The sequence below is a fragment of the Acetobacter lovaniensis genome (assembly GCF_014207635.1).
Taxonomy (GTDB): Bacteria; Pseudomonadota; Alphaproteobacteria; order Acetobacterales; family Acetobacteraceae; genus Acetobacter; species Acetobacter lovaniensis.
On sequence record NZ_JACHIE010000038.1, the window covers coordinates 1 to 3,344 of the forward strand.

2 protein-coding genes are annotated in these 3,344 nt (G+C 49.6%); both read right to left on the reverse strand.

Annotated features, from left to right (window positions below; all coding sequences use genetic code 11):
• Positions 1-432 precede the first annotated feature (432 nt).
• Positions 433-1,113, reverse strand: coding sequence for a DNA methyltransferase (locus HNR55_RS16500; RefSeq protein ID WP_166117194.1), 681 nt, complete (start codon positions 1,111-1,113; stop codon positions 433-435).
• A gap of 892 nt (positions 1,114-2,005) precedes the next feature.
• Positions 2,006-2,968, reverse strand: coding sequence for a hypothetical protein (locus HNR55_RS16505; protein WP_166117192.1), 963 nt, complete (start codon positions 2,966-2,968; stop codon positions 2,006-2,008).
• Positions 2,969-3,344 lie beyond the last annotated feature (376 nt).

Genomic DNA, 3,344 nt, shown 5'->3' on the forward strand with positions numbered 1-3,344 from the left:
ACGGAACTCAGGCGAATAACGTGATGTTTTCTTCTTCTCTACCATAGGGTTCATCCTCCGAGAGTTTTACTCTCCGGTAAACCCGGGGCAGTTCATGCTTGGACGTTTCGGGGATATCCAGGAAATAGGCGTGGGTTTTCTGGATATGTTTTCACGATCAGGACAGCGCGCGGAGCGCGCAGGACTATGACCGAGGCGCCTCCTGCTGGCGCCTTCCTCTCGCGCCGTGGACGCGGCGCGTTGTCCCGGCGGCGTTGGAGATGGATAAAAGGGCATCGGTCCAGCACTCTGCCCACTGGACCTTGCGAGCCGGCCATGCCGGCGAGCGCCGCACGCGCCGGGTTGCGGCGCGTCTTTGCCGCCGGTCCCGATGGACCGGCGCGATTTTCTGGCCGCCCGGCAGAATGAAGAGTGAAGAAAGAAGGGGGCGGCTTACGCCGCCACCCTCGCCGTCCCATGCCAGGCCAGCCGGCGGGTTGCCGTCGCGGCGTGGTCCGGGTCCAGTTCCATGCCCAGCCAGTCGCGGCCAAGATGCTGCGCCGCCACCAGGGACGAACCCGAACCGGCGAACGGGTCCAGAACCAGCCCCCCGGCCGGGCAGAAGGCTTCCACCAGGGGAAGCAGGGCCGCCACCGGCTTTTGCGTCGGGTGCAGTTTATTGCCCGAATAGGGCATGTCGATCACGTCCGGGATGGGCTTCGCGGGCGGTGTCACGTTGCCCTTTGCGAGTAAATACGCGCTTTCGTGTTCATACCGAAGAAACCGGGAAGAGGATGAATACGACTTACGAAAGACGATATGCCCGACCATGCGGAACCCTGCCGCCTTCCAGGCATCAGCAAATAAATCTATCCGGTTCCAGCCATAGAACGAAACGGCGAACCCGCCCCATTTCAGGAGACGGTGCATCTGGTTGAAAGCAGGCCGGAGCCAGCGCGCATTATCGTCGTTACGGACTTTCCGCCCGTCCCTGCCCTGATAGTTCACCAGATAAGGCGGGTCTGTCAGGATGAAATCCACCGCATTGCGCGGGAGTGCGCGCATCAACTGCACGCTGTCACCGTTGAGAATGGTATTGCGGAAATCGGTCGCCGTGTTGGAGTTGCCGGTCATGGTCTTTGCCCTTTGTTCCGCGAGGAACAGCCCCCGCTGTTCCTCTGCCTCGCGGCGAGCAGCGGGGTAGCAACGGCAAGGGCGACCGATGGGGAGGGGGATCGCCCGATCTGCACGGAGCGCAGCGCAGGAAGATCGGGGACACCCCATCGGGCGGCGTCAGCACACTGACGCGCACCCTTGCCGGCGCGAGGGCGGAGCCATTAGCCTGTCTCGTCATTCTATGTTTCTGGTTGGCTGCTATGGGGGGATAGCGGAAAGTCTGCCATCGGACGGTGAGTTCAAAAAGCTGTCATTCGTATGAGTTACTAAACATGCGTTCGGGCTGGTTACGCTACCTGCTAATATAATTGACTTATTGTATGTTTTGCATTATAAATTTCGGCAAGCTTGGGTTGGATAAGCGCAGCTCCAAAGACCATCGCCCTCATAATGGGCATCTGCATGTTCCTTCTGGGTCCGGCTGTAAACTTCACCGTTCAGCTAGATTGGAAAGGCAGCATGTATGTCGGTATACCCCTTGAGCCGCAAGGCAAAAAAGGCGGGGGCGCGCGTGCGGGGCCTGGTTGGCATGTGCCGATGCCAAAGTGAAGACGATACGGTCTTTTGTTGCGTCCCAACCCTGACGCCGCTTTGAGGGTTCGATTCCCTCTCCCCGCACCATTTCTCACTTCAGAAGTTGAAAACCACGCTCGGCAACAGCTGTCGCGTCTGCTATTGCCGAGCGCATTGACTCTTTTGCTTTAAATGTGGACGACTACTGCCAGTTTTTTTTTGGGGGGGGGGAACAGTAATATCAGGATTTCTTAGCGAAAATGGGCATGAGCAGTCTACCTAGAAAATAGTCCACAGCCCCTCGACGGGCCTTACGTATAAATTAACATAATCTATATTACTTACGCTTCAAAATAATATAGCATAGGTATGGCAAAATAAAACCCAGCACCACCACCCAAACAAAAATATGGAATCGGCTTACCTTCATGGTTTCCTTCAAAGGTAAATACTGACCAGTTAGACTCCTCCTGATTGCTTCTTCCTCTTTTTTTGTTCTTCTCGGCGATATAATTACTTTATGCGCATGAGCCATAAATATTCCGCCTCCATGCCACACAGTTTTAGACGCAATTAAACAAACTCCCATTGAAAAAGAGAAGCTTTTTTCGTTTTCCTGATTGATAATACTTCTATGTTGATCGTAAAAAAAATCTATTTGATCATCTATTATCTTCATAAAATCAGTGTCGTTGTCAAATTCGTCCACTTGAGAAAAAAATACGAAATTAGAAACATCTAGTACTATCATCCCTATAGATTTGTCATGATTTGAAATTGATTCCTTTAATTGTTTTCCCGCCTTCTTAATGTTTCTTTCTACTTTGTTCTTTGAGTATATTCTTTTGCATTGGCAAATTAAGTTAATACCGTTTTTCGACGAAAATACGTCAGCTTCATCATCAAATGAAAGCCTATAACCTAATCTACTCAACCAACTAGCGACAAATAATTCAAAAAGAAAGTCACGAGATGAATCAGGCTTTGTTTGTAAGTGAACGCTGTTTTCATTCACATAGATTGGGCCATTAATCGCCTTTTTTAGACGATCCTGAAATCCGATACTTTTTTCTTCTGAAAATCTATCATATATATCGTTTATAATTAATAATTCTCCAACAGAATCTCTGGAGTTATTGAATAGTTTATAAATATTATCTGGAAATGGCACAATTGCTCTGTAGAAATTATTTATTTCAGATATGTAGTGTGAGTATCGACATTTTTCTCCGGCGAGCCCATGCATAGAAAGCCATTCTATGATTACTTTTGTTTTTTCTTCGAGATCACGCCCGTACATGATTATTCGTTTTTCCATCACCTCCTCCAAGTCTATTGATATGAGCCTGAGAATGTCAGCTTTCGGAAAGGTAAACAACCGCTTGAATGGCTGAAAGGAAGCGACTGCTGCCTGTCTGATTCCACATCTTAGAACAGACAGGCAGTTTAGGGTGGGGGGAAGCAGAATGTCAGCTTCTGGATCACAATTTAAATTACCTTGCCATTCAATCAGATCAGAATTGACTAGGGAGCTTTTTAATTCGGATCACGACGCTTCCACTGATCTTCGAACCAGTAAAGTGGCATTGATCCAACAATAGACTCTGGATTATCATGAAATTTCTTGCGCTCTTCCTGCCTAATCGCGAATGACACATGAAACAAGGCCGATCGCG

Bases quoted from the DNA above. Each gene is read 5' to 3' on its own strand.
- HNR55_RS16505 (WP_166117192.1), bottom strand. From the start codon at position 2,968: ATGTACGGGCGTGATCTCGAAGAAAAAACAAAAGTAATCATAGAATGG.
- HNR55_RS16500 (WP_166117194.1), bottom strand. From the start codon at position 1,113: ATGACCGGCAACTCCAACACGGCGACCGATTTCCGCAATACCATTCTC.